This is a genomic window from Wolbachia endosymbiont (group B) of Pammene fasciana, assembly GCF_947251495.1.
Classification (GTDB): Bacteria; Pseudomonadota; Alphaproteobacteria; order Rickettsiales; family Anaplasmataceae; genus Wolbachia.
Window position 1 is genome coordinate 716,745 of sequence record NZ_OX366360.1, and the last position, 24,190, is coordinate 740,934.

Annotated in this window: 20 protein-coding genes and 2 tRNA genes; 13 read left to right on the forward strand and 9 right to left on the reverse strand. The window is 35.1% G+C overall.

The genetic code is table 11. The features are described 5' to 3' along the window. Window positions 1-38: 38 nt before the first annotated feature. The 4 genes from fumC to OPR29_RS03310 all read right to left on the reverse strand — a co-directional run bounded on the left by fumC (window position 39) and on the right by OPR29_RS03310 (window position 6,040). A complete protein-coding gene (gene fumC, locus OPR29_RS03295; protein WP_017532669.1) occupies window positions 39-1,427 on the reverse strand; it encodes a class II fumarate hydratase in 1,389 nt (462 codons plus the stop codon). Between the two features lie 192 nt (window positions 1,428-1,619). Continuing rightward, entirely contained in the window at window positions 1,620-2,618 is a 999-nt protein-coding gene (locus tag OPR29_RS03300) for an ankyrin repeat domain-containing protein (protein ID WP_265025057.1), read from the reverse strand. A 7-nt stretch (window positions 2,619-2,625) separates the two neighbouring features. Next, on the reverse strand, window positions 2,626-3,027 hold the full coding sequence (locus tag OPR29_RS03305) for an ankyrin repeat domain-containing protein (protein ID WP_265025058.1): 402 nt from the start codon (window positions 3,025-3,027) through the stop codon (window positions 2,626-2,628). A 214-nt stretch (window positions 3,028-3,241) separates the two neighbouring features. Further along, window positions 3,242-6,040, reverse strand: a complete 2,799-nt coding sequence (locus OPR29_RS03310) for a PD-(D/E)XK nuclease family protein (RefSeq protein WP_265025436.1) — start codon at window positions 6,038-6,040, stop codon at window positions 3,242-3,244. 108 nt (window positions 6,041-6,148) lie between these two features. Here OPR29_RS03310 and OPR29_RS03315 point away from each other — a divergent pair, with 108 nt between their 5' ends. From OPR29_RS03315 to OPR29_RS03340, 6 genes are all read left to right on the forward strand, one after another. Continuing rightward, complete coding sequence (locus tag OPR29_RS03315; protein ID WP_265025059.1) at window positions 6,149-9,208, forward strand: phosphoribosylformylglycinamidine synthase subunit PurL; 3,060 nt, start codon at window positions 6,149-6,151, stop codon at window positions 9,206-9,208. A gap of 77 nt (window positions 9,209-9,285) precedes the next feature. Next, on the forward strand, window positions 9,286-9,798 hold the full coding sequence (locus tag OPR29_RS03320) for a hypothetical protein (RefSeq protein ID WP_213863960.1): 513 nt from the start codon (window positions 9,286-9,288) through the stop codon (window positions 9,796-9,798). Window positions 9,799-10,060: 262 nt separating this feature from the next. Then, window positions 10,061-10,138 (forward strand) — tRNA-Arg (locus OPR29_RS03325). Between the two features lie 82 nt (window positions 10,139-10,220). Further along, window positions 10,221-11,339 (forward strand): molecular chaperone DnaJ, encoded by a 1,119-nt coding sequence (gene dnaJ / locus OPR29_RS03330; RefSeq protein WP_012481762.1) that lies wholly within the window; start codon window positions 10,221-10,223, stop codon window positions 11,337-11,339. A gap of 168 nt (window positions 11,340-11,507) precedes the next feature. Further along, window positions 11,508-13,142, forward strand: a complete 1,635-nt coding sequence (locus OPR29_RS03335) for a ribonuclease J (RefSeq protein ID WP_265025060.1) — start codon at window positions 11,508-11,510, stop codon at window positions 13,140-13,142. Between the two features lie 321 nt (window positions 13,143-13,463). Next, window positions 13,464-14,720 carry a Tol-Pal system protein TolB gene (locus tag OPR29_RS03340; RefSeq protein WP_265025437.1) on the forward strand — a complete coding sequence of 419 codons (1,257 nt, stop codon included), beginning with the start codon at window positions 13,464-13,466 and terminating at the stop codon, window positions 14,718-14,720. Window positions 14,721-14,758: 38 nt separating this feature from the next. On the opposite strand, the gene gatC is transcribed toward OPR29_RS03340, so the two are convergent. The 3 genes from gatC to tkt all read right to left on the reverse strand — a co-directional run bounded on the left by gatC (window position 14,759) and on the right by tkt (window position 18,135). Further along, window positions 14,759-15,112 (reverse strand): Asp-tRNA(Asn)/Glu-tRNA(Gln) amidotransferase subunit GatC, encoded by a 354-nt coding sequence (gene gatC, locus OPR29_RS03345; protein ID WP_010401704.1) that lies wholly within the window; start codon window positions 15,110-15,112, stop codon window positions 14,759-14,761. After that, window positions 15,102-16,022, reverse strand: coding sequence for a ribose-phosphate diphosphokinase (locus OPR29_RS03350; RefSeq protein WP_254229701.1), 921 nt, complete (start codon window positions 16,020-16,022; stop codon window positions 15,102-15,104). The genes gatC and OPR29_RS03350 overlap by 11 nt, the downstream gene beginning before the upstream one ends. A gap of 184 nt (window positions 16,023-16,206) precedes the next feature. Continuing rightward, window positions 16,207-18,135 carry a transketolase gene (tkt, locus tag OPR29_RS03355; RefSeq protein ID WP_265025061.1) on the reverse strand — a complete coding sequence of 643 codons (1,929 nt, stop codon included), beginning with the start codon at window positions 18,133-18,135 and terminating at the stop codon, window positions 16,207-16,209. 113 nt (window positions 18,136-18,248) lie between these two features. On the opposite strand from tkt, the gene rpsD reads away from it, so the two are divergent. The 7 genes from rpsD to OPR29_RS03390 all read left to right on the forward strand — a co-directional run bounded on the left by rpsD (window position 18,249) and on the right by OPR29_RS03390 (window position 22,297). Continuing rightward, window positions 18,249-18,863 (forward strand): 30S ribosomal protein S4, encoded by a 615-nt coding sequence (gene rpsD / locus OPR29_RS03360; protein WP_006012690.1) that lies wholly within the window; start codon window positions 18,249-18,251, stop codon window positions 18,861-18,863. 10 nt (window positions 18,864-18,873) lie between these two features. Continuing rightward, window positions 18,874-18,960, forward strand: a tRNA-Leu gene (locus OPR29_RS03365). 20 nt (window positions 18,961-18,980) lie between these two features. Next, window positions 18,981-19,175 (forward strand): Fe-S cluster assembly protein IscX, encoded by a 195-nt coding sequence (gene iscX, locus OPR29_RS03370; protein WP_007302643.1) that lies wholly within the window; start codon window positions 18,981-18,983, stop codon window positions 19,173-19,175. Window positions 19,176-19,442: 267 nt separating this feature from the next. Next, window positions 19,443-19,766, forward strand: a complete 324-nt coding sequence (locus OPR29_RS03375; protein WP_006012687.1) for a DUF721 domain-containing protein — start codon at window positions 19,443-19,445, stop codon at window positions 19,764-19,766. Window positions 19,767-19,820: 54 nt separating this feature from the next. After that, window positions 19,821-20,135 carry a 50S ribosomal protein L28 gene (rpmB, locus tag OPR29_RS03380; protein ID WP_007302640.1) on the forward strand — a complete coding sequence of 105 codons (315 nt, stop codon included), beginning with the start codon at window positions 19,821-19,823 and terminating at the stop codon, window positions 20,133-20,135. Next, window positions 20,128-21,000 carry a lipoyl synthase gene (gene lipA, locus OPR29_RS03385; RefSeq protein ID WP_265025062.1) on the forward strand — a complete coding sequence of 291 codons (873 nt, stop codon included), beginning with the start codon at window positions 20,128-20,130 and terminating at the stop codon, window positions 20,998-21,000. Before rpmB ends, lipA begins: the two co-directional genes overlap by 8 nt. A 340-nt stretch (window positions 21,001-21,340) precedes the next feature. Beyond that, window positions 21,341-22,297: an IS5 family transposase gene (locus tag OPR29_RS03390; RefSeq protein WP_213863789.1), complete on the forward strand. Its 957-nt coding sequence runs from the start codon at window positions 21,341-21,343 to the stop codon at window positions 22,295-22,297. A gap of 170 nt (window positions 22,298-22,467) precedes the next feature. Here OPR29_RS03390 and OPR29_RS03395 read toward each other — a convergent pair whose 3' ends face one another. Together OPR29_RS03395 and OPR29_RS03400 are read right to left on the reverse strand one after the other, a co-directional pair. After that, window positions 22,468-23,295, reverse strand: coding sequence for a hypothetical protein (locus OPR29_RS03395; protein WP_213863955.1), 828 nt, complete (start codon window positions 23,293-23,295; stop codon window positions 22,468-22,470). Window positions 23,296-23,415: 120 nt separating this feature from the next. Continuing rightward, on the reverse strand, window positions 23,416-24,180 hold the full coding sequence (locus tag OPR29_RS03400) for a hypothetical protein (RefSeq protein WP_265025063.1): 765 nt from the start codon (window positions 24,178-24,180) through the stop codon (window positions 23,416-23,418). Window positions 24,181-24,190: the final 10 nt, after the last annotated feature.

A 24,190-nucleotide genomic window follows, 5' to 3' on the forward strand; every position in this document is an offset into this window, starting at 1 on the left:
ATTACCACAATTAACTAGGGACAAAAAAAGGTGGTAGATTAACCTACCATCTCCTCTGGTTTCACTATCCTTTCAAACTCCTCCTCAGTGAGCAGTTGAAGTTTTGCTGCTGCTTCTTTTAGAGTGATATTTTCTTTATAAGCAAGCTTCGCTATTTTTGCTGCATTGTCATATCCTATATGCGTATTTAATATAGTAACTAGCATTAACGACTGATTTAGTAAATCCTTTATTCTTTCTTCGTTTGCTTTAATATCAACTACGCATTTCTCTGCAAAATTTAAACTTGCATCAGCTAAAAGTCTTATAGACTGCAAAACATTGTAAATTATCACCGGCTTAAACACGTTCAATTCAAAGTGACCATTTGAGCCACCAATTGTCACTGCAACATGATTTCCCATAACTTGAGCACATACCATAGTCACTGCTTCGCATTGAGTTGGATTCACCTTACCCGGCATGATTGAAGAGCCAGGCTCATTTTCTGGTAACATTATTTCTCCAATCCCGCATCTTGGACCAGAACCAAGTAGCCTTATATCATTTGCAATTTTCATCAAGCTTACTGCTACTGTATTGAGTGCTCCACTGAGCTCAACTAAAGCATCATTTGCTGCTAGTGCTTCAAACTTATTTTTTGCTGAAATAAATGGAAAATTAGTGATTTTTGCCACTTCTTTAGCAAAATCCTCAGCAAAACCCTTTTTAGTATTGATTCCCGTGCCAACCGCGGTACCACCTTGTGCAAGTTCATATACATTGCTTAGAGTTGACTTTACTCTCTCTATTCCCTTTTTAATCTGAACTGCATAGCCAGAAAATTCCTGCCCAAGTGTTAGAGGAGTTGCATCTTGCAGATGAGTACGCCCTACTTTTATTATATCTTTAAATTCATGAACCTTATTATTTAGCGCTTTATATAATTCTTCAAGATTGGGAATAAGCAAGCGGTTTATTTGCTCTGCTACTGCTATATGCATTGCTGTTGGAAAAGTGTCATTTGATGACTGACCACAGTTTACATGATCATTTGGATGCACTGGAGACTTACTACCTAAATCACCGCCCAAAATTTCTATTGCACGATTGCTGATCACTTCATTCACATTCATATTGGTCTGCGTTCCAGAACCGGTTTGCCAAACAACAAGCGGAAATTGATTATTAAATTTACCGTCTATTACCTCCTGTGCCGCTGTGCAGATTGCATCCCCTACTCTATTATCTATGCTACCCTGTTTCATGTTAACACGTGCTGCTGCAAGTTTTACTATTGCTAGCGCTTTAATCAGGGGCTCTGGCATTTTCTCTGTACCAATTTTGAAATTTTCCAAAGAACGCTGAGTCTGAGCTCCCCAGTAACGTTCACTTGGTACTTTTACTTCTCCTAAGCTATCTGATTCTATCCTAATTTTTTTATCCATATTTCCTCCTTCTAGTGCTTGACGTTACCTACATATATGAATTAATTAAATCAAATTGTATTTCAGTGTCAAGTTGAGACATTTTTAGTGAAGACCTTAGAAAATTTTCAAGCCATATCTTTTGCTTCTATTATTTTTTTATTGTTATTAAGGCAATCATGCAACCTTAAGCAATAAACCTACTTTCACTCTCTATAAGGCTATTCTACTTAGAGCTTGAATAGTGAAAACATCTTTAAGCGCAGAAGCTATACCTTTGTTTGCTTTCTCTTTTTTTACTTCTACAATCATATAACCCAACATTGCACCTAACGCTAGACTAACGGTCGCTGATGCTGCACAAACTGTAATCACTGCTCCCGCAGAACATGATATTGTCATACCTGCAACATAACCTACTATACCACTAACACCAATGCAGACGTATTTCTTCCGTAGCTCTTTTTGTATATGACTTTTCAGATATTCTTTTACATCTAAATGCCCGTTTCTAGTAGCATAATTCAGAGCAGTGTTTTCATAGCCATCTTTCACATTAACATTTGCTTTTGCTGTTTCTATCAGGTACTTTACTACCTCTAAATAGCCACTTCCAGCAGCCCACATTAGAGCAGTTCTTCCATAGTGATCTGTTGAATTAATATCTTCTTTCTGTTTTTCTATCAGGTATCTTACTGTTTCTAATTGACCATTTTTGGCAGCTGAAAATAATCCTGCATGATTGTTAATCATTTGTGCAAATGATAATGTTTTTAGTTTAGGGGGTTGTAACTCTTGAGTATTAAAGTTTAATTGTGCTGGAACAATTTCTACTTCAAGCTCTACATGTTCTCTTGTGAAACGATCAAGTAGCCTTTTTACCTGATCAATTGTTTGAATTCTTACCTTATAATACCACGATAAAGAATTGATTATTTCCCTGTTGTTAAGAAAAAATATCACTAATTCTATTTTACCTGTTAAATCTTTAGCATAGATTGAGTATTCTATATTTAATCTATCTTGTGCAATATTTCGTATTGTCTCACTCTCTGTCCAAATTCTTACCTGTTCATTAATTCTCTTACTTACAAGAAAATTATATAATTCACTATCTTCTTCCTTCATTTTATTGAGCTCATCCTTACAGTCATACCAATAAGATGATAACTCTGGTATACAAGTAGGAAGAGGCAAGCGAGGTATTGACATATCAAGATTAGCTATTAAATGGATATCTAGTTAGAAGCTTTGCTATCTCCGTATGGCCATTTACAATAGCATATGTTAGGGCAGAGAATTGACCTTTACGTTTCACATTTAAATCAGCTCCATTTGCTATTAGAAGTTGTACTACCTCAAGATGACCATGGGCAGCAGCATGAATTAGAGCAGTTATGTTTCCCGGAGATTCTGCATTAACATTTGCTCCCTCTTCTATCAAGTATTGTAATATCTCTAGTTGACCATTGTCAGCAGCCCATATTAAAGCAGTTCTCCCATAATCATCATCTATTGTATTAATAATTGCTCCACCCTGTATAGCTTGCTGAACAAAATCTAGCTGTCCTTTTTTAGCAGCATCAATTAGCTGCGCATTTAGCTGTTTTTGTGATGGCATATACCCCTCTAAAATAAATATACAATTTAAAGCTATTTTAGCCACTATTCAAGTTTTAATGGCTAAAATTGATTGAATCACTTTTTAGTGTTTTTTTATGGTTGTTTGAGTCTAGCAAAGATGAGTCTATATCACAATCTAGTAATTCTCCTACTGCACTTAGTAAACCAGCTGTACAACCAGCTATTTTGATCTGGATGAGAGGAGATATAATTTATAACCACTCCCCTATCCTTTCTAGTTGTTTGTAGATGTTAAATCTCAGGAATTTATCAAAATAAGGAGAGGCAATGAAGGGAGTAGTATCTCTTAAATAATTAGATAAGAAATCTGGTAGAATATTCTGAAATTCATGCATTTTTTGTCTATAATCTTTCAAAGCAATAACCTTTATTTTATCATAATCAAGTTTCCAATAAGCAAGCTCCGAGACTTCTTTTTTTGTTGTGTATTCCACTGCTAAAGCTTGTAAAATTAATTGCGGGAAAAATCCTGACATAACTTCCTCATTGGAAGGTGGTGAACCAAGTTTATAGTCTATAATTGCTACTTGCCCACCTGGTAGATACTCAACTCTATCACATCTTGCTGTCAATAAAATTTCTTCTGTCATTCGAGTATCTGACCAGCTCTTATTACACAATTGTCTGGTGTGTTCATTTGCAATCAAATTTTTTGGATCCAAGTAGTCAAGCACTGGGATGACACCCTTATTCTTAGTGGAAGTTGTACAGCATCCGCGCAGTTGTGTGTCACGCGCTGGAATATGAAATATCGGATAGGAAAAGCTCTTCTCCAACTCAACTTGATTGTTTCCAGTCCTATCAAGCTCAACAAAAGATTGAATTATCCTCTGCAACCTTACCCACCACATATTTGAAAAGTGGAATCGATTAGACGAGAATATTTCTCGTGCAATATTCATCAGCGACTTTTCGTTGCGTAAATATCTTGCAAGAATATTGTGTACCATAGTGCCAAACTCCAATATCGATGGCTTAAAATTTAAGTCTTTCAACTGTCTAAGGTTCAGTATGTATTCAACATAAAATGAATAAGGGTTACGAATCAGTTTTTCTACCGCACTGCAAGACATCACTTGCATTTTTGCTTGCCTCACTTCAGTTTTAGGTTTTGGCATAGGCTGAGTACATGGAACAATGCACTCAGGTGTATTTAATATTCTTAGCCAATTGCGATAAGGATATTTTGGTTCTTGTAACAGAACTTCCAAACGGCGCAATAGAATTGATTTTCTATCACTCACTAGCCTCGTAATATAAACCTTGCCGGCACCAAATAAATTGCGCAAAGTATACAAAAAGTACCCTTGCTCTTCTTGCACAGAAGGAAGGTTAAATTTTTCTCTATTCAGTGCACTCAAAAACGGATTCTGAAAATTTGGTATATCATTAAATCCAGCAAGTACTACAACCTTATTGTGATATAAGCTGAATTTATCTAAGTTATTTTCTGGAGAAAAAAACTTCCTTTTTAAAAATAATATCAGGATTTGGCTATATAACTCTAAGGAGCATTTTATTGCTACATCTTCACATGCATTTAAGAAATCACGAGTAAAATTACCTATTTCACCATTTAGCTCTAAAAAATTGATATTAGAAAGGACATTAACACACTGCAAATGAGCTGATGCCACATCAAAAATGGGATAATTTACAAGATACAGTAAAGGATTAAATATAATCTTTAACTTACTGATAATAATTAATATATCTTCTTTATGTCTTAGCTTTTTACAAGTATTAATAGCGTTAATAATATCCTTAAGACCATTTGTATTAAAGCTACGCAATACTTCTATCTCAAACTCAGATAAAATACGAGTGTACTCTTCTTGAGCGTAACCAAAAGTCACTAGCCTATGTTTAAGAAGAGAAAGCAATGCCACACCGTTCCATTTTGAGTTCAAAATCTCAATACTATAAAGCAGAAGCGTCACATAAGAATAGTTTTCCGATATGGTACACGCCATACGATCTGCAAGTAATTTATCAAAGACAAACAAAGAAGCGTTTTCATAACCTTCATTCTTTATAATTAGTGACGTCACTTGTGCTTCTTCCTCCCTTGAATCACAAGTGATGACTTCAATATTTTCAATTGATCCGCCACCAACTTCACTTAGATCAGCAGTTGTATCGAAGATATAATCAAGATATTCCTCAGGACTTCCTGTTATCCCAGCCCTTTCTTCTGTCATCCCAGTGCTTAACACTGGGATGACACCAGAACACGCTTCTGACAGAAAACTAACATCCCTTCTATCCACTTTTAAATAATCGAGTAAATCTTTCAGGCAATGTTGATAGTGTTTTTTATCAAGTGATTTCCAATCTTTTTCGTTCATTTTCAAATTCAGGTTAGGTAGAATTATCTTTCCAAATGGCAGGTCATATATAGCCTTAATCAATAACTTGTAGATTTCACCCTTTCCAATTCCAATAAAGATCATATGCTGATCTTTCTGCAGGAAGTTTATCATATTGTTTATGTAGTCATTCTTATGCTTTAGTATATCTATTACTCCCAAACCTTTTAAAGTTTTACTCCAAGTTTTGATAAGTAAATTTATGAAATTCCCTACTTTTTTTGAGTGCTCATCAAGTTGATAATCACCCTCTATTTGGGTATATTGAAGCAATGACGGCAAACTGTAAACCAGATCGATTGGAAAATTATCATTGTTTTTTTTATTCCACTCCAATATAAATTGAATGAGTAGCAGTGTTCTTTTTGTTGGGTTGATAACTTTAACTCTATCAAGATTTAATATTAAATCTTCTTCATCAATGTTTTCTAGTGAAACTATCTCTGGCAAAATTATAGTTCTGTAATTCTTGAATGCACTCAGCAATGCTATAACATCCCTCTTGCAGGGAAGTATGATCTTTATCTCGGGAATTTTTTCTCTTTCATATTCAGAAAATATGTGCTGAACCAGCACATCAAAAAGGGACTCATTCACATTAACAGTAAAAACTCTTCCCACTAACAGTAACAATTAATACAACACTTTTATTGTATAGAAATTATTTAAAATATAAATGTGCTCGCAGTTTCTTATGCTATGATATATTAAAGTCTTTCACAATATTACATGGCAAACATCAGAATAGAAGTTTTTAATAAATGTGAACAAGTTAGCCGCAGAAGGGTAGTTAATGTTTACTTGATTTACATAAGCAAAGAATTACCATCAAAATTACATGAAGAAATTTGTGGGCTATTTTATAATAAAGCCATACAAGACTGCCGTTATTATTCCTACAATGAAAACCTTGAAGAAGTTCAATATAACTTCATAGAATCACAAGCAAAGTGGGGCTTGGAGATAAGCTTTTTACCTGGCATGACCGATAACGTAGGAAACACGGCAAAACAAATTGTTAGAGAATATCTAATGAGCAAACGCCACATTGATGAAAGTGTTTCTATCAAGGCAAGAAGTTCAAAATTGATTCTAAGTCAAGGAGGTTTTCCAACCGAAGATGACATAAAACAGGAATTCAATCCTATTACTGAATATTGCACACTTTTCCATAAAGAAAACGGCAATTGCCATTGGAAGTATTACAGTAAACAAAATACCCCAGTTGGTGTCATTACAGCGCGTGACCAGGAAAAAAAAGAATGGATTCCAGTGTCAAGCACTGGGATGACACCAGGTAATAATGGAGCAAAATCTGTCAAACTCAATGTAAGTGACCAAGAGCTTGAAAAAATCAGCAGAGATGGAATCGATGGTAATGGCACTTTAGGGCTCTCGCTGGCAGCAATGAAAGCTATAAAGGATTACTTTAAAAAACTCGGTAGAAATCCATATGATATTGAACTTGAGTCTCTGGCACAGACTTGGTCTGAACATTGTAAACACAATATTTTTTGCTCCCCTATTGATGAAATAAAAGATGGTCTATATGCTCATTATATTAAGCGTGCAACGCGTGAGATAAATTCTAACATATGCGTGTCAGTTTTCTCCGACAACGCAGGAGGAATAATTTTTGATGACGATTACTTGATTGTAGATAAAGTTGAAACTCACAATAGTCCTTCAGCTCTCGATCCGTTCGGTGGAGCAATGACTGGAGTGCTTGGAGTTAATCGAGATATAGTCGGTTTTGGCAAAGGTGCAGAACCTATCATGAATACTTATTACTTTTGCTTTGCCAAAGAATCAAAAGGCAAACTTTATAGAGATAAAGAGCGTACTGATAAAATCTTACCACCAAAATATATAATGAAAGAAGTGATTCACGGTGTTAATGTTGCTGGTAATTGCTCCGGTATTCCAACGCAACTTGGATCGGTATACTTTGACGATAGATTCTGTGGAAAGCCATTAGTTTTTGTTGGAAGCATCGGAATTATTCCACGGAATATAAATAATGCACCTTCACACATAAAAGAACCCAAAAACGGTGATAAAATCGTAATTATTGGTGGAAGAGTTGGAAGGGACGGAATTCACGGTGCAACTTTTTCTTCAGAGGCATTGTCGGGAAACAGCCCTTCAACAATTGTGCAAATTGGTGATCCTATAACACAAAAAAAATTATCCAACGCCGTCGTAAAAGCAAGAGATCTTGGTCTTTATAATGCAATAACGGATAATGGAGCAGGCGGTCTATCATCGTCCATTGGTGAAATGGGAAAAGACGGATTTGAAGTTGATTTGAGCAAGGTTCTCCTTAAAAACGATGGTATGGCTCCGTGGGAAATATGGATATCAGAATCACAAGAGAGAATGACCTTAGCAGTGCCAGAAGAAAATCTTCCTGCGTTTAAGCAAATCATGAAAACACATGATGTGGAGGTCTGTGTAATTGGAGAATTCAACAAAAGTGGCAAAGCCGTTGTTAAATGTCCCCCAGGAGAAGTAATAATGGACATCGAAACTGAATTTCTGCATGACGGTAATCCCAAAGTGCATTTACAGACGAAACCGTGGTCTAAGGAGTCTGCTGTATCCTTTCCTGTCATCCCAGTGCTTGACACTGGGATCCAGCAGGTAAAGCCTGCAAACATTTTACGCCAAAACCCATACGATGGTAGAGCTGAGCGTGAAATGGATTCCAGTCTCAGCTACTTGCATGACACCTTTGAACTAAAAGAAATGCTAAGCAGACCAAACATACGCAGCAAAGAGTTTATAGTGGTGCAATATGACCATGAGGTTCAAGGATCGTCAATACTGAAACCACTGCAAGGCAAGGGAAGAGTGTGCAGCGAAGCTGTTGTCTCGAGGCCAGTCCTTTCTTCAAACAAAGGTGTTGTAAAATCGCAGGGATTTGGCTCAAGTTATGGAGAAATTGACACTTATCACATGGCAGCATGTGCGATTGACACTGCCATACGCAACTACGTAGCTGCAGGAGGAAATATAAATCATCTAGCGTTGCTCGATAATTTTTGCTGGTGTGATGCTTATAATCCAGAAAGATTGTGGCAACTAAAGAGAGCTGCAGAGGCTTGTTACGACTTTGCAACTGCATTTAAAACACCATTCATATCCGGAAAAGACAGTATGTTCAATGACTTCAAGGGATATGATGAAAATGGCGAGAAAGTGATGATATCTGCACCACCTTCACTACTCATTTCAGCAATTGGAATTATAGACAATATTGAAAATGCGGTATCGCTTGATGTGAAAATGCCAGGGGACTTGATATATGTGCTTGGTACAACCCACGATGAGCTTGGTAGATCTGAATATCAGTTATATAGTGGAATAGATAATAACAACGTGCCAAAAGTTAATGCAAAGAGCGCTAGGAAGTTGTATGAACGTTACAACCAGGCAATAAAAGATGGCATAATTGTCTCTGCAATTGCACCAAACTTAGGCGGCTTAATTATTGCTTTGGCAAAATCGCTAATTGCAGGAGACCTTGGTGCTGAAATTGATCTTTCACTAGTACCAATAGGAAAAACACAAAATACAGACATAATAAACAAGATAATAATGTTTTCTGAATCGCAAAGTAGAATATTAGTAACCATTGCCCCGCAAAATCAGCGGAAGTTTGAAGAATTGTTTAAAGGTATAGTTTTTTCATGTATTGGAAAAGTGACAGAGGAGAAAGCTCTCAATATAAAGGATATTATAAGAATAGATTTGAAAGACTTAGGTACTAGTTTAAATAACTTTTGATTACGCTAGACAAATTTTTCATTATGTGTAATGTCTGATTAAAATAAATGCATATTATTAAATTTGGGTAGGTGATTATGTCCATTTTATCAATACTCTTGCTTATCAGTCTTTCTTTACTTAACACTTCAAATAAATTAATGATATGTGCTGCCTTATTTGTGGGAGCTACTTTAGTTGTAAACTCAATGGTTGAGTTTTATGGTAGAAGCAAAGCTACTTACAGCTTAATAGTGTGTACAGTGATATGCTGTCTTTTTAAATTGCAAAATTTTAGTTTTATGATACTGGTTCTATATACTCCAATTTTAATCTCTCTTCTCTCAAGCATAGTTGTTTTTGAAGAATTAAAGTCGAAATTGAATTTTCATATGGCAAATTTCATCACTTTAATTATAGCATCGGTCATTGATAGTACGATTATTTGTGTTGGACTACTATACAAAATTTCTGCAGGTAAATGCTTATCAATATATATTAAAGATTTAATTTTCAAGTTTTCCTATGCATCGATATTGAGTATCTGCTTGTTTGTAGGAATGTATTTATTCTCCTTGGCAAGCAAGAAGTATTTTAAGGTTTCTGCATAACCCGTCTTCTGATATAGCCAAAATAGTTTAGATTTAACTATAACCGTCATTCCGCTATTTGTTAGCAGCTTGGCAGTATAATGTGAAAAGCTCTTATTCGGATAGCGGTTCTAAAATCAAAGTAATTGGAAACTGTTAACTTAAGTTATCCTTTAAGAGAGCTAGTACAATTTCTTACAGGTTTCATACATGATAAGAGTTTTATTTTTAGCTAAACCAATTGAAATAAGCTATAAAATCTGTTAAAGTCAGCTTTGTGCAAGCACCCTTAGCTCAGTTGGATTAGAGCATTTGACTACGGATCAAAAGGTCGGGCGTTCAAGTCGCTCAGGGTGCACCATATTTTATAGGAAATAGAGGTCATACTTGAAATTCATATATGTAATACCTATCTTTAAAGGTAAAATACTGAGCTATTATATATGAACAAAAAAGACTACTATGATCTGCTAGAAGTGAGCAGAAATGCTAGTACTGACGAGATAAAAAAAGCATATAAAAAACTAGCATTAAAATATCATCCTGACAGAAATCCTGGTAATAAGGAAGCAGAGGAAAAATTTAAAGAAGTAACAGCTGCATATGAAGTTCTATCTGACTCTGAAAAAAGAGCAGGTTATGATCGTTATGGTCACGATGGTGCTTCCGGTGGATTTGATTTCAGCCAAGCTGGAGGGGATTTTAGTGATATATTTAACGATTTTTTTGGTGGAGGATTCGGCGGCAGTACAAGTAGGTCAAGAACAAAAAGAAGTACAACAGGAGTATCTGGAGCAGATCTGCGCTACGACCTTAAAATTACCTTGGAAGATGCATTTAAAGGAATACAAGCACCTATACATTATGTGACAAATATAAAATGTAATACATGCCAAGGCACAGGTAGCGAAGGAGCAATCAAACCAGTTCAGTGCAACACATGCCAGGGAAGCGGTAGAATTAGAACTCAACAGGGCTTTTTTACCATTGAAAGAACGTGTACTACATGCTATGGGGAAGGAGAAATAATACAAAATAAATGTAAGAAATGCGGTGGAAGTGGACGTAAAAGAGATGAAGTAAATATCTCCGTTTCAATTCCAAAAGGCATAGAAGAAGGAGCTAAGGTAAGGGTCAGTGGTAAAGGAGAAGCTGGAGCAAGAGGTGGAAAAAGCGGAGATTTATACGTATGTGTGAAAATAGCTACTCATCAGATCTTCACTCGCAATAGAGCAGATTTACACTGTAAAGTGCCTATAAGAATGACACTAGCAGTACTTGGTGGTGAAATCGATATTCAATCAATTGATGGAGCTAAAATAAAAGTAAAGGTCCCTGAAGGCACTCAAACTGGTACCAAACTACGTTGTAGGGAAAAGGGTATGCCATATATGAACTCACATGCTCGTGGTGATTTATACGTACAGGTAATAGTTGAGACTTTAAATCCAAAGAATTTAACCCAAAAGCAGATTGAGCTATTAAAAGCGCTTGAGGAAGAGGAACATGAAAGTGTAGAGCAGAAATCTGAAGGATTCTTTGGAAAAGTAAAAAAAAAGTGAGAAATTTGCTAAGTGATATAAAGAGGTAGCTGTCTACATTTAATTCTTTTTACCAATTTGAAAGCCTTCTCTTTTAGTGAAAAGATTTTTTAAGTTATGCAAAAGTGATAAATTCCTTTATTTAAGGTCGAAGTTTTGCTATTCTCACATTTTAATAATTTAAAATTAATGAACATAAACAAAAATGAGTTTTTATTTCTTCCTCTTGGAGGAGTAGGAAGAATTGGGATGAACGTTAGCCTATATCATTATCAAGGTAAGTGGATTATGATCGACCTTGGTATCGGTTTTGCAGATGAAACTATGCCAGGTGTTGAGCTGCTCATTGCTGATGTAGATTTTATTGCTCAAAGAAAAAAAGATTTGCTTGGAATAATAATTACACATGCACATGAAGACCACTGCGGTGCAGTGCCTCATCTGTGGGAAGAATTAGAATGTCCCATATATACAACAAAGTTTACGGTTAATTTTCTCAAAGAAAAATTGAAGGAATTTCGATTAGAAGGTATAGTACCTGTGAAAGAGGTTGACATAAATGGCAGTATAAATTTGGGTCCTTTTACCGTTGAGTTTATAAATGTAACTCACTCAATTCCTGAAGCAAATTCAATATTAATTAGCACTGAAGTAGGTAGTGCACTTCATACTGGAGACTGGAAATTTGATCCAAAACCTGTTGTTGGATTAATTTCTAATATAGAGCGTTTAAAAGAAATTGGCGATAAAGGTGATCTACTTGCAGCAATTTGCGATTCAACTAATATATTAAGCAAGCATCACCCTGAGTCAGAAAGTGCAATTTATAATAATATTTACAATATAATAAAGCGGTCTAAAAAATTGGTTGCTGTCTCGCTATTTGCCTCGAATGTGGCGCGAATTGAAACAATAAGCCAAGCTGCAAAAGCACTAAATAGAAAAGTGGTTTTACTTGGCAGATCTTTATGGAGAATAGTGAAAGTTGCTCAGGATAGTGGTTATTTAACTGATTCTCCTGAGTTTCTAGAAGCAAAGGAGGCAGTAAATTTTCCAAGGGAAAAGCTGGTGCTACTTTGCACAGGTTGTCAAGGTGAGCCACTGGCAGCTACCGCAAGACTTGCCGCTAAGAGTCATCAAGCATTTAAAATGCAGCAAGGTGATACCATGATCTTTTCATCAAAAATCATTCCTGGCAATGAAACTCGTGCACATAACATGCTCAATGCCTTTATTGAGATGGGAGTGGAAGTTATTACTGAAAAAACAGAGAATGTTCATGCTTCCGGTCATCCAGTAAAAGCAGAGCTAAGGGAAATGTATTCTTTGATAAAACCTAAGATGTCTATTCCGGTTCATGGTGAGTATATTCATACGGATGCACATGTAAAGTTTGCTAAAGAGTGCGGTGTGAAAAAAGCAATAATGATTGCACCAGGTGATATTGTTAATTTGGAAAATGGGGAAAAAGTTAGCTCCATTGATGTCAACTACTTTGGTATTGATGGTATGTTACTCCGTCATCCAGAATGCAGCGTTATAAAAATGCGTGAGAGAATGAGAGATGCCGGAGCTATCGTAGTGACAGCAGTTGTAAACAAGAAAAATAAACTGCTTGCTAAGCCAAAAGTATTTGCACCTGGTGTTTTCGAAGCGCAAAAAGATGCAGCCATTATGCAAAAGATCATAGAGAAGGTTGAGTCAGCATTTAGTCCACAACCGATAAAAAAAATAAGAAATAAGATTGAAAGTTCAATATTTAGTATCTTAAAGGAATATTTACTAAAAAGACCTATAATTGAAGTCCAAATAGAACAGGTATAGAAATATACCTCTTTTTATTAACCATTATTTGAGTAAGAAGTTAACAATGTATTCTTTGATGTTATTTCAGCATGCAATACTGGAATCCGTAAAAAAAAATCAGTGTCAGATCACACAACTATACAAACATTGTGATTTGAATCTACTAGAAGGGTGCAATCTCAACGCCCAGGCAAACATTGTAGTTTTAGAGCAATCTCCACCAGTAGAGTGTCATTCCAGTGTCAAGTACTGCAGAAATTGATTTACTCTACTGTCATGCAGTTTAACTTCAAAAGTAAGCTATTTGCTGAGATGAAAGGAGGTAATGCAAGAAATCTAATGAAGCTATTCGTTCAACTGGTGTTATTTATTTCGTTATTTATTCCTTATTCCACAAAAGCTGTTTTATATGTTGATATAAAAAAAAGCAATATTGGTAATATTGATCTTGTTGTATCTAAATGTGCATGCAAGACAGAAGTGGAAAGTGAGCTAAGTGAAAGCATCACAAAAGTAATTGAAACAAATCTATCTAATTGTGGCTTATTTAATGTGAAACGTAACACGAAAGTTGAGTCTTGGAAAAGCGATACTGTAGTCACAATAAGTTTAAGTGAAGTATCAAACAGAAATTTAGAGCTATCTTTTCGTTTATCTGACAGCTTTACAAACAGAAAATTACTCACTCAGTCAGTTGTTTTTCCGGCAAAAGACTGGAGAAAAATTGCTCACCTCGTTTCGGATGTGATACATGATAGACTGATTGGTGAGAAAGGGCACTTCAACACAAAAATCACGTATATTGCTGAAGAAAAAGATAGCAATTATAAATCCGTACGTAAAATTGCTGTGATGAATCAAGATGGAAGTAATATAAAGTACTTAACAAATGGTGAGAAATTTGTGTCAACACCAAGATTTTCACCAAATGGAAAGGGTATTGTTTATATCTCATACACAAATGGTAAAAGTTATATAATATTAAAAAATTTAAAAGATAACACTGAATCAATAATCAGCGCATTTGAAGGAGTTATTTCTGCACCAAGATTTTCTCCTGATGGTAAATCTCTTTTTATTTCCCACTCATTGAGTGGTGAAACAAATATATTATCTCTAGACTTAAGCAGTAAACGAACAAAAAAAATTACTAAAGGTTCAGCTATAAGTACTTCTCCCTCTTTGTCTCCAGATCAAAAGTACATGGTTTTTAGTTCTGATATAAGTGGAAGTCAGCAACTATATATCATAGATTTCACTAAAAAAAGCAAAAAACCCAAGAGAATTAGTTTTGGAAATGGAAGATATGCTACACCTGTTTGGTCGCCAAAAGGAGATCTGATAGCTTTTACAAAAATTCAGTCAGGAAAATTTTACATAGGAGTTATGAAGCCAGATGGCAAAGAAGAGCGCTTGCTTTCAGAGGGACATAAAATTGAATCTCCGGCATGGCTACCAAATGGCAGAGAAATTATCTTTACTAACGCAGAATCACCAAGCAACTCTAAATTATATTTAGTAGATTTAGTAAAGAAAAATCAAAAAATGGTTTTTACTCCAACGAATGCTTCTTTACCAGATTGGTCTTATTTTTGAAAGTAGATCTATAAAATCGGTATAAATCTTGCTTTATCTTAATCGTTTATAACCTTCGGTACTACGAAATACCCATGCTCCGATTTTGTATTGGATAATATTTCTTCTTTAATGTTTTGAGAATTTATAATATCATCGCGTACATGGACATCCTTATCTATAGTTCCATAACGCATAGGAGAAACACCTTCAGTATTAACTTTCAACAAAGTATCATGTATCCAATCCAGCATTGTCAGTTCTTTTGAGTAGTATTGAATCTCATCATCGGATAACTTAATCCTCACAAGCTGTGCAGTTTTAAGCATTTCTTCCTTAGTAATTGTTATTTTTCTCTTATTTGCAAATTCTATTAACGAAGTGATAACATCTTCTGTTGATCTAGCTGGCACTTTTACCTCCTTGCATAAAGCAAATTAAAATATTTACAATTGAAACAACCTCTATCTTATCATTTTTTTCAAATTTGTGAAATACGGTGTCCGTAATTACTAATTTATCCAGAGAAGAGGAAGAGATTTTCTCAACTGCATTTCCTGAAAGTATTCCATGTGTAATGCACGAAACTACAGACTTTGCTCCTCGGTTTTTTAAAGCAAGAGCTGCATTACATAATGTTCCGCCAGAGTCAACTATATCATCAACAATGACGCAATTTTTGTTTGCAACTTCTCCGATTACATTCATTACCTCAGATGTACCTGCTTTTTCTCTATATTTATCTACTACAACAATATCATTATCCAACTTATGTTTTTCCTCTAAAATCTTTGCAAAAGCACGAGCTCTGCCAATTGCTCCAACATCAGGCGCAACTATTGCCAAGTTTTCCTTGTATATAGAGTTAACAAATACTTCAAAACAACTTAGATTAGTAACTGGTATATCAAAAAAACCTTCAATTTGACTTGAATGCAAATCAATAGCAGCAACACTGTTTGCACCAGCTGTTTGAATAAGATTTGCAGTTAATTTAGCACTTAAAGCAGATTGCATATTATTGTTTTTAATAACCCTATCCTGCCTACTGTATCCGTAATAAGGAATAATAGCTGTTATTCTCTTGGTTCCAGATCTCTTTGCTGCATCAATTGTAAGCAGAAGCTCCATAAGGTTATCATTTACAGGGGAAGAAAGAGATTGTACTATATATACTTCTTGATTACGTAGATCATTTGCTACTTCTACATTTACCTCACCATCGGCAAATCTTGACACCTGATTGGGGAATAGCTGAGCATTTAGCCCACTTGCTATTGAATCTCCTAATCGTTTACTAGCGCTACCTATTATTACCTTCATATATACCAATTAAGTTTTGAAAATTATACAGAAACCATGGAATGATTAAAACTTTATTCTTGCCGTCAAGTAGCTCATAGAAAAGAAAAAGTTACTCGAAACATTTCACTAGCTTTCTTATCATAATAACGGTACTGGCTGAGTTCATTAAGTAATTTTATGCGCAGCGTAATGACAAAAAGTGTTATTCACAAACACATTTTACTACATAATCAGCGCTAATATTAAAATGCTTATAAAGAGCTTCATAAGGTGCTGATTCTCCAAAATTTTTCATGCCAATAAATATACCGTTTGAACCTATATATTTATGCCAACCCACTTCACTTCCAGCTTCAATTGCAACTTTGATGCTGTCATTATTTAATACTACCCCTTTATATTCATCACTTTGCTCGTCAAAAAGCCTCCAACACGGCATAGAAATGACCCTTGTACCTACACCTTTTTCCTGTAATTTTTCTCTTGCCTCAACTGCAATTTCAACTTCAGATCCGGTAGCAAATATCGTCACTTCTAGCTTCCCTGAATATTCGCATAGTATATATGCACCAAATTTTGATAGGTTGACCAATTGGTCAGTATAAGAGTGCATGTAATTAATATTTTGCCTTGAAAGCGCAAATAGTGCAGGTGACTCTTTTTTTTCAAGTGCAATGCTAATGCACTCCAAAGTTTCAATTGCATCTGCTGGCCTAAAAACATACAGATTTGGTATAGCTCTCAAAGAAGCTAAATGCTCTACTGGCTGGTGAGTTGGACCATCCTCTCCTACTCCAATTGAGTCATGAGTCATTACATATATAACCTGCTGTTTCATCAAAGCTGAAAGACGTATAGCAGGGCGGCAGTAATCGGAAAATACTAAAAAAGTTCCACCATAAGGAATAATTCCACCATGAAGAGCCATACCATTCATACAAGCTGCCATAGCGTGCTCTCTCACTCCATAATGGACATAAGAGCTACTATAATTATTACTATCTATTGTCTGCATATGCTTATATTTAGTACAATTTGAACCGGTAAGATCAGCAGAGCCACCAATTAGTTCTGGCATAGACTTAGTTAATAGTTCCATTACTCTGCCGAAAGAAGATCGAGTAGCTTCGTTTGGCATTAGCTTACATATTTGTTTCTTCAGATCAGCCAAATCACTCTCGATATTATTCGGCAAACGTTTCTCAAGTCTTCTTTGTAGTTCTTTATTGATCAAGGATGTATAGTTTTGCTTTGCCCTCTTAACTGTTTCTATCCAAGCGTTTCTCACATCTTCTGGTACATGAAATGGTTCATAGTCCCAATTTAATTTTTCTCTCATCTGTTTTACATCTTCCTCTGTAAAGGCACCACTATGAGCAGAAGATGTGCCAGCACGGCTCGAAAATTTTCCGATAATAGTTTTGCAACAGATTAGTGTAGGTTTATCAGACTTTTGCGCCTGCTCTATTGCAAGGGATATAGCATCAAAGTCATGCCCATCGATTTTGTCAACATTCCATCCATACGCTGAAAAACGCTTTTCTACATCATCAGAGCAAGAGAGGCTAGTAGAGCCGTCTATAGAGATGTCATTGTCGTCAAAAAGTGCTATCAGCTTATTTAATTTAAGATGCCCAGCAAGGGACGCTGCTTCATGGCTTATACCTTCCATAAGACAACCATCTCCTAGCATTACATAAGTGTAGTGACTGATTTCAAACTGCTTTTCAAGAATCGATTCAGCAAGTGCCATGCCAACAGCAGTGGCAAATCCCTGACCAAGCGGGCCTGTTGTTGCTTCTATACCAGAAGTTAAGCCAAATTCTGGGTGACCTGGAGTTTTTGATGTAAGTTGCCTGAAGTTTTTTAGTTCATCTATACTAATGTAGCCTGTCAGATATAATATAGAGTATTGCAACATTGAACCGTGACCATTTGATAGGACGAAACGATCTCTACTGATCCATTGAGAATCATCAGGGTTATGGTTTAGGTATTTAGCAAATAATACAGTGGCAACATCTGCCATGCCAAGTGGCATACCTGGATGTCCAGAATTTGCTTTTTGTACTGCATCAATTGATAAAAAGCGGACAGCATTTGCCATGGATTTTAGTAGTAGATGATTCATGTATTAATAGGAAAACTTAAAAGTGAAGTATACCATATCATAGTGGCAAAAACAAGTTGACACTTAATGTTAAAATCATTAATAATTTATAGTTAGATTGTGAGAATTTTTGTATGACAACTGTTATCAATAGAAAGTATAGAATCAGTCGCAGGCTTGGTGTAAACTTATGGGGTAGAGCAAAAGATTCGGTCAATAAAAGAAAATACCCTCCAGGTCAGCATGGTATTCTTGGATTTAAGAAGTTATCTGATTTTGGTAAGCAGTTTGCTGCACATAAAAAATTTAAGTTCTACTATGCAATTTCAAGTAAGCAGCTTAGACGTACATTTTTAGATGCCTACAAAAGAAAGGGTTATACGGCTGATAATTTTATTGGTGCCTTAGAATCAAGGTTAAGCTCTGTTTTATATCACTCTGGTTTTGTGCCAACAATTTACTCGGCAAAACAGCTTATATCTCATAAACATGTTACAGTTAATGATAAGGTGGTTAACATATCAAGTTATAGAGTGAAGCCTGGTGATATAGTAAAAATAAGGGAAAGAGCAGCAAAAATTCCTATATTAATAGAGGCTGAACAAAAACAAGAACGTAAGGCTCCAGATTATTTAGAGGCAGATAGCAAAGCACTTTCAGTGAAGTATTTGAGAGCGCCTCAATATTCCGAAGTCCCCTATTCAGCAGACATGGAAGTCAATTTAGTAGTAGAATTTTACTCTAGATAAACAACATAAGGCCCGTGTGGCGGAATCGGTAGACGCAGCGGACTTAAAATCCGTGGGTTTTGCGACCTTGGGAGTTCAAGTCTCCCCATGGGCACCAGTTTAATTTATTAAAAAAGTATGAAATGGCTTGATATAGAAGATATTGCAGAAGCTCTAGAAGAGAAATTTCCAAATGAAGATATAATTAGTATTAGATTCACTGAACTTAAAAGAAAAGTCTTGGATTTAGAAGAGTTTGATGATGATGAAAAGTATTGTAATGAAAAAATATTAGAGGCCATTCAAGCAGCTTGGATTGCAGAAAGATCTTAAAAAACAGATAGCTATAAGAAAATTACTGCATACAGTAAAAAGATAATCTTCTTGGAAATACTATACTTTACTCGAATTTTAATTAGCTTCATAATAATTTAACAAATTAAAATTAAAAATGATTACAAGGTAGGAAACACAAAATTCTGGCAAATGCTAGATATACAAATACTGCTTTTTATGTGTGAGGCCGAGGATCATGAAAACAATAAGTTAGTTTTTTGTATCAGAAAGTTGTAATATAATTTAATTTTAAGCACTGGAAAGATGTTTAAATATAGCGGGCCAAAGAAATTAAAATCTATAATAGAAAACTATGCATTAAAATGCATGAAAAATAAGATCAGCAAAAATGAAATACGTCTTATTTTAAACTGGAAAAGTATAGTTGGAGAGGAATTAGCAGAATGTACAAAACCACAAAAGATCTCATACGCACAAAACGTAAATTCTGGTGTTCTGCATCTGTTAGTAACAAATGGCAGTAAAGCATTAGAAATGCAGCATATGGTTTCTCTTGTAATAGAAAAAATTACAGTGTTTTTTGGCTATAAAGCAGTATACGGTATAAAAATCAAGCAAGGGAGTTGACTATTTAACTATATAAGGTTAACCTAGTTACATAGGATAAATTGGTATATTGAAGTGAGTAGAATTTGTGAATTAACAAATAGAAAAAAGTCTTTTGGTAATAAGGTATCGCACTCAAATCGTAAAACAAAGCGTACCTTTCTCTTAAATTTACATAAGGTTACATTAACGAGTAATATATTAGAAAAAAAGTTTAGCTTTCGTATAGCGACAAGAACTTTAAGAACTATAGATTACAAAGGTGATCTTGATGCTTTCTTGCTCAACACAAAAACAATCAAACTAAGTAAAGAAGCGCAAAAGATAAAAAGAAGACTAAAGAAAGTTTTAGCAAAACAAGAGGTAGAGCTAGCTGTTTCAGATGCATAGTAAGCCTACATGGCTCAGAGCAAAAGCTCCAGCTGGTAAAGTATTCAATGAAACCTTAAACACTGTTAAGCTACATAACTTACATACAGTATGCGAAGAAGCTGCGTGTCCAAATATTGGTGAATGTTGGAATAAACGTCATGCTACTGTGATGATTCTCGGTTCTGTTTGTACTCGTGCTTGTGCGTTTTGCAACGTTGCAACTGGCATTCCTGATAAGCTCGATCCTCATGAACCAGAAAATTTAGCAAAAGCAATAAAAAAGTTAAATTTAAAGCACGTTGTCATTACCTCTGTTGACCGTGACGATTTATCAGATGGTGGTACAAATCAGTTTATAAGGTGTATAGAAGAAATTAGAAAGATAACTTCGGAAACAACAATAGAGATTCTCACTCCTGATTTTTTAAATAAGAAAGGAGCATTTGAAGCAATAGCTATTGCATCACCTGATGTTTATAACCACAACATCGAAACAGTACCAAGGCTGTATGCAAAAATAAGACCAAGAGCTCGTTATTTTCATTCACTATATTTGCTAAAGATGGTGAAACAGATTAATCCTAAACTTTTCACGAAGTCAGGGCTTATGGTTGGTCTTGGAGAAACAAAAGAAGAAATCTTTCAGGTTATGGATGATTTACGTAGCGCCGAAGTTGATTTCATTACAATTGGTCAATATCTGCAACCAACTCCAAAGCATGCAAAAATTGATAGATATGTTACTCCAGAAGAGTTTGAGCATTATAAATATATTGCTTATTCTAAAGGCTTCTTGGTAGTTGCATCAAGCCCATTAACGCGGTCATCGTACCACGCTGAAGAAGATTTTAACAGACTTGCTGCTGCTAAAACTTCAACCTAATTTAACCTATCTGTTCAAAGAAATGTGCACTCCCTTTCTTTTCATTCAAGTAGCCTCTTATCCTTCCAGTAGCCCATCGGTGTTATTTCAGTAACACCTGTTATTCGAGTAGCCTAACACTGAAACCAAGAGGACTGACCAGGCAATCAGAACTGGTCACGCGCTGGAATGACACCGTCATAAATTGCTAGGCCTTCATAATGTCATCCCAGTTTCCTCTTTACTCTTGTCATCCCAGTACTTGATACTGGGATGGCTTTGTTGCACCACTCAAGGAAAGAACAGGCAGTTACTGATGGAATTTGTTATAAAATAGATATTTAGCCGACAAAGGAAAAATATGCCAATAAGAATGAAAGTCAGTAACTGCAATGAATATAACAAATTTCTTCAAGAAAGGGGAAATGTTTTTCATTATATCAACGATGCCATTGAAAATTGGTACGAAAATAGTCCAAAAGTAGCAGGTGGCAACAATGTCTACAGCGACAAAGTAGTGATTCTAATTCACATAATAACCTATCTATTCAGGATTGGTCTTAGGCAAACAGTGGGATTTATAGAGAAATATCTTGAGCAAATAGGGAAAATTTTGCAAATTATCAGCTATTCGCAGGCTTCAAGAAGGTTTAAAAAGCTTAATATCAAAATCAACGACTGCAGAGTTGATAAGAACGATATGGAAGATATTGAAATTGCTATAGATAGTACAGGTATCAGCATCTACAATAATATTCCAGGCCATAGTAAGGCAAATGGTACAGATAGAAAGTATCGCCGCTATGAGCAAACAAGAAAGCTACATGTAATGCTAGAGATAGGTAGTAAAAAAGTTATAGCTGCAAAATACAGTAGTGGAGTTTATTCCGACCACTATGGAGCCTGTGATCTTATTGAAAGAGTGGATACCAAGTATAACATAAGCACGATATATGCAGATAGGGCATATAATCGAAAGAAGTTATACAAACTGTGCGATGAGCTTGACATAAAGACAAGGATTCCTCCGCAAAATAATGCAGTAGAGCATCCAAAGTTGGATTATATGAATGAGAGAAATTCTACAATCAAGCTCATAAAGTCATATGATGAAGATGGTATGAAGAGGTGGAAAAAAGAGATAAATTATTGGAAGAGATCTTATATAGAAAGTTTTTTCTCGCGACTGAAGCAAATATTTGGATTTAGTTTTAGGAATAAATCTGAGATTAATCGTGAGAAGGAACTGCTACTCAAGTGTTATTTGCTTAACAAATTTACTGAAATAGGCATGGCTAAGTTTGATATAGCTTCATGAATTTATTATACATTACCCACTATCCGAAGAGCTGTGCAACAAAGCCTACTGGGATCCAGAAGACTGATTAGTCAATCAGAACTGGTCACGCGCTGGAATGACATCATTTTTTTTTGCATGAAAAGACTGGATTTTCATGATACCCACTTATTAGTTTCGTCTAATTTATTTTACCACTCTGCTGAACGGATACATTCTAACTGAGAGCAAAGCACACTTACATCATTTAACACCTTCAGTGGCTCCCCTAGACTATGTTCCACTTTTGTCTCAAATTTAAATCCCAAATTTCCAAAAAATTCTTGAAAATACTCAATAGTAATGTCACACAAACTTCTACCACTTGTTTTATAATTTTTCAGCTCTTTCGGAATAATAAGAGACACTTTACCATCTTCATATGTTACATTTCTACCCTTACAGTTCAGTTTAAATTCTACTGAACTGTAAAAACCTGGTGTTTTGATATCACTAGCAAGATCACTGCTAAGTACCCTTATACATTCCATGCTAAAACTGAGTTTTAGACAATTGGAACTATGGCAATCCATACTATAAGTTATTATTATATCAGAATCTAACACAAGCAAGCCAAGTGGAAAAAGAGCCTTTAATAAATGCAGAAACAAAAAATGATTATATCCTTCTTGATGATAACTAGTTATCAATTCTTCTATAATAGAGTCATTTGGAACTGTTGCACCAACACGTATAAACATTTCCATAAAGACTACTTTAAGAAACAAACAATAGTTTCTTTTCCCTTTTTCATTCCCTAAAATGAGATCTTTATGTTTTGAATATAGCTCCTCGATAAGCTCATTGGTTATTTTTTGTTTGTTGATAGTAAGGTTGTGTGATCTATCAAGGTCAATATATGTGTTGTAACCAGAGTTTATGCTACTCCAACCACCTGATTTCATTGGTATAGATTTTAAATCAGAATACTTGAGCTTTTTTACTTCAGATTTCAATGCGTTAACTATTTTTTTTGACATATCACAATCTTATATTATATACGTATTACGTACTTTTCATCATAAGTAAAGGTTTTCTGTAAAACTTGATTTACTTTTTATTATACTCACCTTATTAAAAAAAGCGGAGATTTCAATATCTTATTTTAAATTCTTCAAGTTTAGATTCTTGTCTTTGGTTGTATTTATATCACTTAATACTCCAAGTGGCTTATCCAGATTATACTCAAAATTTTCCTCAAAAAAGTGAAATCCAAATTTTTCGCAAAATTTCTGAAAATACTCAATAATAACGTCAAACAAATTCTTATCATTTGCTTTGTAATTTTTCAGCTCCTTAGGAATAGTGAGAGAAACCTTACCTTCTTCATATATCACATTTTCACCTTCACATTTTAGTTTAAACTCCACTGAGTTTTGTAAATCACATACTAAAATTTTATTACCGTTATATATACCATCATTTACGCTAAAACTGAACTTCAGATAATTTGGATCTTCACAACTTATATAGGTCCTTTCTCTGTAAGAAGGAATTAAATAGTGGAATGAATACATGCACAATCCAAAAGAACGAAGTGCTTGACTTTGAGAAGAAAAGAATTGCTTGTACCCAGACCTGTTATAATAAGTTATCAATTCTTCCATAATAGAGTCATTTGGAACTGCTGTACCGGCGTGTACAAATATTTCCGTGAAGATTTGCTTAAGAAACAGACGATAACTCCCTTTTTTGTCCTTATCTTCTGTAATGAGATTTTCATGTTTTAAATATAAATTTTTAATGAGATCATTAGTTATTGCCTTCCCATTAATAACAAGGTCACAAACAAATTCATATTCACTATTGAAGTCCATATCTAAATCCTTATATGTTCTATAATCAGAACTTTCTGTAGACTTCAAATCAGCATAT